Source organism: Bradyrhizobium sp. WSM2254 (assembly GCF_000472645.1).
GTDB classification, from domain to species: Bacteria; Pseudomonadota; Alphaproteobacteria; order Rhizobiales; family Xanthobacteraceae; genus Bradyrhizobium; species Bradyrhizobium niftali.
Genome location: NZ_AXAB01000033.1, coordinates 96,477 through 103,066 on the forward strand (window position 1 = coordinate 96,477; position 6,590 = coordinate 103,066).

Here is a 6,590-nt window from a genome sequence, read left to right on the forward strand (position 1 = left end):
ATTCTCTCCTTGTTCACTTCAGGTTTCGCTTGCGCTCGATGAGCTGCATGATCAGCGGCGTCAGGATCAGCTGCATCGCGAGGTCCAGCTTGGCGCCGGGGCACACGATCGAATTCGCGCGCGACATCCAGCTGTGCGGCAGCATCGAGAGCAGATACGGGAAGTCGATGCCGCGCGGGTTCTTGAAGCGGATCACGACCATCGATTCGTCCGGCGTCGGGATCCAGCGCGCGATGAACGGATTGGAGGTGTCCACCGTGGGCACGCGCTGGAAATTGATGTCGGTCTCGGTGAATTGCGGACAGATGTAGTGGATGTAATCCGGCATCCGCCGCAGGATGGTGTCGGTGACGGCTTCGGTCGAATAGCCCCGCGCGCTGCGGTCGCGGTGCAGCTTCTGGATCCATTCGAGATTGATGACGGGCACGACGCCGATCTTCAGGTCGGCGTAGCGCGCAACGTTGACCTTGTCGGTGACGACGGCGCCGTGCAGGCCTTCGTAGAACAGCAGGTCCGAATTCTCCGGCAGCCGCTCCCATTCCGTGAAGGTGCCGGGAGGCGCGCCGTGCAGCGCGGATTCCTCGGCATCGTGCACATAGTGTCGCGTCACCGCCGTGCCGGTCTCGCCGTAGTCGCGGAAGGCACGCTCCAGCTCCTCGAACAGGTTGGTCTCGGGGCTGAAATGGCTGAAGTGCCTGTTGCCGCGCTCGGCCTCCTTCGCCATCTGCGTGCGCATCTCGGCGCGGTCATAGCGATGGAAGGCGTCGCCCTCGATGTAGACGGCGTTGACCTTCTCGCGGAAGAATATCTGCTCGAACGTCTTCTTGACCGAGGTCGTGCCCGCGCCGGAGGAGCCGGTGATGGAGATGATCGGATGCTTCCTGGACATGTGTCCCCTCCTCACAGCCGGAAGAAGCCGCGCCGCGCGAACAGCGGCGCCGAGACGCTGGCAACCAGCAGCGGATCGCAATGCAACTCTTCGACGCGCCGCACCTCGTTGCTCGAGCCCATGATCAGCGGCACGCGCTGGTGCAGGCTTTGCGCCGACAAATCGAGGATGCGCTCGCGTCCGGTCGAGGCCGAGCCGCCGGCCTGCTCGATGATGTAAGCCATCGGATGCGCCTCGTAGGTGAGGCGCAGGCGGCCGTCGCCATAGCCGGGCCGCGCGTCCGAGGGATAGAGGAACACGCCGCCGCGGGTGAGGATGCGATAGGTCTCGGCGACCAGCGAGCCAATCCAGCGCATGTTGAAATCGTGATTGGCGAGGCCTTCGACGCCGGCGAGGCACTCGTCGATGAAGGCGCGCACCGGAGGATCCCAATGCCGGCGGTTGGACGCGTTGATCGCGAACTCCTCGCCCGCCTCGGAGATCTGCACGGCGCTGCGCGCGTGGCGGAAGCAGCCGGATTTGCGATCGAGCGTGAAGATGTCGACGCCGTCGCCGAGCGTCAGCACCAGCGAGGTCTGCGGACCGTAGGTGACGAAGCCCGCCGCGAGCTGCGCCGAGCCGCGCTGATGGAAGGCGAGCGCGAGATCGTCAGGCGCGGGCAGGATCGAGAAGATCGTGCCGACGGTCATGTTGATGTCGATGTTGGAGGAGCCGTCGAGCGGATCGATCGCGACGCAGATCCTGGCCGCGCGGTCGACGATCTGCGGCTCGCGCATCTCCTCCGACGCCAGCGCTGCGATCGGCAGCTTGCCGAGACAGCGGCGCAGGATCGCATCCGCCTGGACGTCGAGATCGCGCTGGACGTCGCCGTCGCTGTTGCGGCCCGTGGTCAGGCCCGAGGCGTCCGCGAGATCGCCGGTGCCGATGAGGTCGGCGATCTCGATCGCCGCCGCCGCGATGGCATCGACCGCGGTCGCCACCGCCAGCGCGAAGGGCGCGGTCTCCGAGTACCGTTGAAGGTGGTCGTCCAGCCTGAGTTGCCCGGTCATCTGCGTCCATCCCCTGGCCGGCGCCGCATCCATTTTCCTCCAGGGTGGAGGCAGGTCGCGGTCGGTCCCGGCATGAGGAGATTGACAGGGGTGGCTTAATAAGGAAAATTTCTATTCATAATGAGCGCCAAAGAATTTTCTTATAATGGCCCTGGCCATGCAGCGGCGCAGCTCCGGCATCTGACGATCCGGCAGCTTCGCTCGCTCGCGGCGGTTTCAGCCAAGGGCAGCGTGACGGCGGCCTCCGGCCATCTCGGCCTGACGCAGCCGGCCGTGACCCAGCAGTTGCGCCAGCTTCAGGACCTCGCCGGCCTGCCTTTGGTGCAGCGAACCGGCGACGGCATGCTGCTGACGGAGGCGGGCAAGGAGGTTCTGGCGCTCGCCGAACGCGTCGAAGCCGCGATTATGGACTGCCAGGGCGCGCTCGACCTGCTCGCCGGGCGGACCGGCGGCACTGTGCATCTCGGCGCGGTCTCGACCGCGAAGTATTTCGTCCCGCATGCGATTGCGGCATTCACCAAGCGGTACCCGAAGATCGAGATCAGGCTGACCATCGGCAATCGCGAGGAGATCCGCGAGGCCATGCACGGCTACGACCTCGATTTCGCGGTGATGGGTCGGCCACCGGCCGACGTCAGCGTCGACGTCCGTCAGCTCGGGCGCAATCCGCACATCATCGTCGCCCGCAAGGGGCACTGGCTGGAGAAGGATTCCGGCCTCAGCCTGACCGACCTCGTGCACGAGACCTTCCTCACCCGCGAGCCGGGATCGGGCACGCGCACGCTCATGGAGGGCATGTTCCAGAAGTCGGACCTCGAGCCGGTCATCGGCATGGAGATGAGCAGCAACGAGACCATCAAGCAGGCGGTCATCGCCGGGCTCGGCATCGCCTTTATCTCGGCCCACACCGTGGCGCACGAGCTTGCCGAGGGCCGCCTGATCGTGCTCGACGTCGCCGGCCTGCCGATCGTGCGGCAATGGTACGTGATCCGCCGCAGCGACAAGGTGCTGCTGCCGCCGGCGCAGGCGATGTTCGATTTTCTGGGCTCGGAGGGGTCGAACTATCTGCCCGACGTGCCGGAGTTCGGCGAGCGCTAGCCCGCCGATGCTTACCCCATCAGCTTCATTGCAATCGTCGCCGCGAGAATGACGATGATCTGCAGCAGGCGCTCTGTCGTGAAGATGCGGTTGAAGGTGGTCATCGCTCGCCCCCGGCCGACGTGAAGGAGATCCGGGCGGCTTGCTATCATACGCAGGCGCCGGGGTAACCCCGTAGTCGCCACGGATTCCGCTCCCGACCAGAACCGGCGATCGCCGATGTTCGCCGGCGATCTCGTTGCGGCGATGGTTAACGATCAGGCCGCGCGCGGAGCGGCGTAATCCATGCGCGTGGCGAAATAGGCTTCCAGCTCCGACAGCGCCCGCGCTTCCCAATCCTTCGCCTGCTCCAGCAGCGACCAGCTCTGGCCCGGGCGGAATGCAGCGGTCTGGCGATAGAGCGATGCGATGCCGCGATAGCGGCGCACGTTCTCCAGGATGGCGTGCCCGTTTGCTTGGCCGTTCATGTCCGAAAACTCCCTCGTCATTCCCGGGGGAGAAATTGCGGCCAAATCTTTTTCGAAAAGTTAGCGGCGCGCGGCAAGCTCGCGAATGGTTGCCGGACTGTTGCGCGGGCGCAACGTCGGCGCGCGCGCATCGCCGATTTATTGCGAATTCGTTGCCGCGCTCTCGCCCGAACGCGTCAGCCCGCCGCGGCTGATGATCGACATCGTTTCGCGGCAGAGATCGGCAAGGCCGATCAGGAGCACGGCGAGGAGGCAGAACAGGTTGATGGAATCCGCATTGGCGCTGGACAGCGGGGTGAACTCGAAGAAGGGCGGAATGAACGCCCACCACACCAGCGGAACGGTGAGCAGCGCGGCGAATGCCGCCGCCGGCGCACCCGCGACTAGTCCGAGCACGAACAGGCCGGGCAGAAACGCCGCGAAATAGAGTTTTGCGCCGAGCGCGACGCAGATGCCCTGAAGCACCGCCGATAGTCCGACGACGACTAATCCCAGCAGAAACGCCTGCCACGACCATGGCCGTACCCGCGGTACGGCAAACAGCCCCGCACGTCTCATCAGCCTCCCCCTGCCGCCCGTTAACTGGGCCCGCTTGCGACCAAAGTACTACAGCGGAAGGAAAATCGCGAGGCGGAAAACGCATGCCCGACCGTTTGGTAAACAGCCGCATCGCACAATTTTCACCGCTACTCCGTGGCCGCATAGAGCAGGCCCGCGACGGGCAGAGCGAGGCCGATTCCCGATGCGAGGGCCCAGCCGCCTTGCGCGAAGGCCCAGGCGCCGATCGCGGAGCCGGCAGCGCCGGCGGCGAAGAACGTCGCCATGTAGAGGCCGTTGAGGCGGCTGCGATGTTCATGCCCGAGCGCGAAGATGGCGCGGAAGCCGAGCACCACGTTGCCCTGGACGCCGATATCGATGGCGATCGCGGCCACCACCAGGCAGGCAAGATTCAGCATCGAGCCGGCCGCGCCGATATAGGTCACGAGGAAGCCCGCAGCCGCGAGCAGCATCGCAATCAGCGTCGCGATGCGGCTATAGCCGCGATCGGCGAGCCGTCCCGCGATTGGCGCGGCGAACACGCCGGCGACACCGGCGAGGGCAAACAGCGCGATGCCGCGCTGGGAGAAGCCGAACGCGCCGGCAAGCTGGAGTGGCGCGACCGTCCAGAACAGGGTGAAGCAACCGAACAGGCTCGCCTGGTAGAGCGCGCGGCGCCGGAGCAGCGGCATGGTGCGCACCAGATGCGGCATCGACAGCAGAAGCGTGCCGTAATGCATGCGCGCGACGGGCTTGCGCGTCGGCAGCACCATCCAGAGCACGGCTGCGAGCACGATCATCAGCGCGGCGGAGGCGAAGAACACCGCATGCCACGACGACGCGGCGGTGACGAAGCTCGACACCGGCCGCGCCAGCATGATGCCGAGCATCAGACCGGTCGAGACGTTGCCGACGACGCGGCCGCGGATGGCCTCGGGCGCCAGATGCGCCGCATAGGGAATGATGATCTGCACCGCGACCGAGCCGAGCCCGATGAACAGCGCGGCGATCAGGAACGGCAGCGCGTGCGTCGCGAACGCGGCGGCGAGCAGCGCCGCGGCGCCGAGCGTGATGACGGAGCAGATCAGGGTACGGTTCTCGACGAGGTCGCCGAGCGGCACGATGAAGAGCAGCCCGGTGCCGTAGCCGATCTGCGTCATGGTGACGATCAGCCCGGCGGCGGCATGCGACAGGCCGAGCGCAGCGCTGATCGGGGCGATCAGCGGCTGGGCATAGTAGATATTGGCGGCGACCATGCCACAGGCCGCGGCAAGCACGAAGGTCAGGCGCTGCGACACCGCATCCGGCTCGGGTGCGGTCTCGATGGTGGCATTCATCGTCATCGACACGGTCTCCATAGATTGGGAACGATCGTTCCCTAATATGACAGGAATTCAGGCGAGCAGTTTCATCGCGACGCCGACGAGGCGCGTCCCGTCCAGTGGCAGGCGCGCCTTGCCGACGACGCGCATTCCCTGCGTGATGCAGATCATCAGCCGCGCGGTGTCGTCGGCCGCGACATGGCGGGGAATCGAGCCGTCCGCCTGGCCTTCGCGAATGAGGCCGGCGATGAAGCTCTCGTTGGTCGCGAGCTGCGCATTGACGCGGGCGCGGACCACCGGATCGACCGCGGAGAGCTCGACCGCGCTGCCGACCACGATACAGCCGCGGCGCCCCTCGCGGCCCTGGGAGTGCTCGACATAGGACAGCAGCACATGGCGCAGCCGCTCGCGGCCGTTCGCACCGCGCGCGGCCGCGCCGCGGGTCTGCTCCCGGCGCACCGTGGCGTAGCGCTCGAAGGCGGCGAGGAACACGGCATGCTTGTCGCGAAACGCCTTGTAGACGCTGCCGGTGGCAAGCCGCATCGCGGCGGTGAGGTCTCCGATCGACGTGGCATGATAGCCGCGCTCGCAAAACACCCGCACCGCCCCGTCCAGGGCAGTGTCCATGTCAAACTCCCGGGGACGGCCGGGTGGTTGAGCTACAGCTTGCGATCGGCGGGCGGATTTTTGCATTGCGGGATAATAGGGAATGATTGTTTCCTAATCAAGACACCTGGTTGTGATTGGGGGAGAGACTGGCGGCATGCCGTTGCCTGACGGTGATGGAGTGGCGCTCGTTGTCGCAATGACGGAGCATGAGGCATCGACTTCGTCCTCCAGATACAACCGTCATTCCCCGCGACCCGGCTACGCCAAGGCTTCGCCGGGGTTGAGGTCCAGGGGCGCCGAAGCCTTAGCGTAGGCGGCAGGCGGGGAATCCAGTACGCCGCAGCTTCTCGATTCAATCACCGCCGTCTCAGAGTACTGGATCGCCCGGTCAAGCCGGGCGATGACAGCGAGCAGTTGGATGCAGACATGCCTTCCCGTTCTCGCGGCGCAATTCGCCCGAGCTTTGCTTCGTCTCTCCACCCTCTTTGTCCAAGAGGGCGCAGGGAAGGCCGGGTGCTGACCTAGCACCCGCGGTCTGCTGCGCAAAAGGCACACGCAGAAAACCGCACAGCAGCATACAGGTGTAGCCAATCACTCGGCCTTCCCTGCGCAGTGGTTG

The 6,590-nt window shown here is 65.8% G+C and carries 7 protein-coding genes; 1 reads left to right on the forward strand and 6 read right to left on the reverse strand.

The genetic code is table 11. The annotated features are described in order from the left end of the window. Nucleotides 1–13: 13 nt before the first annotated feature. Nucleotides 14–889 carry a phosphoribulokinase gene (locus A3M7_RS0124375; RefSeq protein WP_027546252.1) on the reverse strand — a complete coding sequence of 292 codons (876 nt, stop codon included), beginning with the start codon at nt 887–889 and terminating at the stop codon, nt 14–16. Between the two features lie 11 nt (nt 890–900). Next, nucleotides 901–1,938 (reverse strand): class 1 fructose-bisphosphatase, encoded by a 1,038-nt coding sequence (locus A3M7_RS0124380; RefSeq protein ID WP_027546253.1) that lies wholly within the window; start codon nt 1,936–1,938, stop codon nt 901–903. Nucleotides 1,939–2,058: 120 nt separating this feature from the next. Here A3M7_RS0124380 and A3M7_RS0124385 point away from each other — a divergent pair, with 120 nt between their 5' ends. Next, nucleotides 2,059–3,036, forward strand: coding sequence for a LysR family transcriptional regulator (locus tag A3M7_RS0124385; protein ID WP_027546254.1), 978 nt, complete (start codon nt 2,059–2,061; stop codon nt 3,034–3,036). A 257-nt stretch (nt 3,037–3,293) separates the two neighbouring features. Here the strand turns inward: A3M7_RS0124385 and A3M7_RS0124395 are convergent, their stop codons facing one another. From A3M7_RS0124395 to A3M7_RS0124410, 4 genes are all read right to left on the reverse strand, one after another. After that, nucleotides 3,294–3,503 carry a hypothetical protein gene (locus tag A3M7_RS0124395; protein WP_027546255.1) on the reverse strand — a complete coding sequence of 70 codons (210 nt, stop codon included), beginning with the start codon at nt 3,501–3,503 and terminating at the stop codon, nt 3,294–3,296. A gap of 138 nt (nt 3,504–3,641) precedes the next feature. Further along, nucleotides 3,642–4,061, reverse strand: a complete 420-nt coding sequence (locus tag A3M7_RS0124400) for a DUF4118 domain-containing protein (RefSeq protein ID WP_027546256.1) — start codon at nt 4,059–4,061, stop codon at nt 3,642–3,644. A 128-nt stretch (nt 4,062–4,189) separates the two neighbouring features. After that, the gene (locus tag A3M7_RS0124405) at nt 4,190–5,383 is read right to left on the reverse strand and encodes an MFS transporter (protein WP_027546257.1); all 1,194 of its coding nucleotides are present in this window, start codon (nt 5,381–5,383) and stop codon (nt 4,190–4,192) included. Between the two features lie 51 nt (nt 5,384–5,434). After that, nucleotides 5,435–5,989 carry a TetR/AcrR family transcriptional regulator gene (locus tag A3M7_RS0124410; protein WP_027546258.1) on the reverse strand — a complete coding sequence of 185 codons (555 nt, stop codon included), beginning with the start codon at nt 5,987–5,989 and terminating at the stop codon, nt 5,435–5,437. Between the last annotated feature and the right edge of the window lie 601 nt (nt 5,990–6,590).

Coding starts and splice junctions, on each gene's coding strand:
- A3M7_RS0124375 (WP_027546252.1), bottom strand. CDS start 889: ATGTCCAGGAAGCATCCGATCATCTCCATCACCGGCTCCTCCGGCGCG.
- A3M7_RS0124380 (WP_027546253.1), bottom strand. CDS start 1,938: ATGACCGGGCAACTCAGGCTGGACGACCACCTTCAACGGTACTCGGAG.
- A3M7_RS0124385 (WP_027546254.1), top strand. CDS start 2,059: ATGAGCGCCAAAGAATTTTCTTATAATGGCCCTGGCCATGCAGCGGCG.
- A3M7_RS0124395 (WP_027546255.1), bottom strand. CDS start 3,503: ATGAACGGCCAAGCAAACGGGCACGCCATCCTGGAGAACGTGCGCCGC.
- A3M7_RS0124400 (WP_027546256.1), bottom strand. CDS start 4,061: ATGAGACGTGCGGGGCTGTTTGCCGTACCGCGGGTACGGCCATGGTCG.
- A3M7_RS0124405 (WP_027546257.1), bottom strand. CDS start 5,383: ATGACGATGAATGCCACCATCGAGACCGCACCCGAGCCGGATGCGGTG.
- A3M7_RS0124410 (WP_027546258.1), bottom strand. CDS start 5,989: ATGGACACTGCCCTGGACGGGGCGGTGCGGGTGTTTTGCGAGCGCGGC.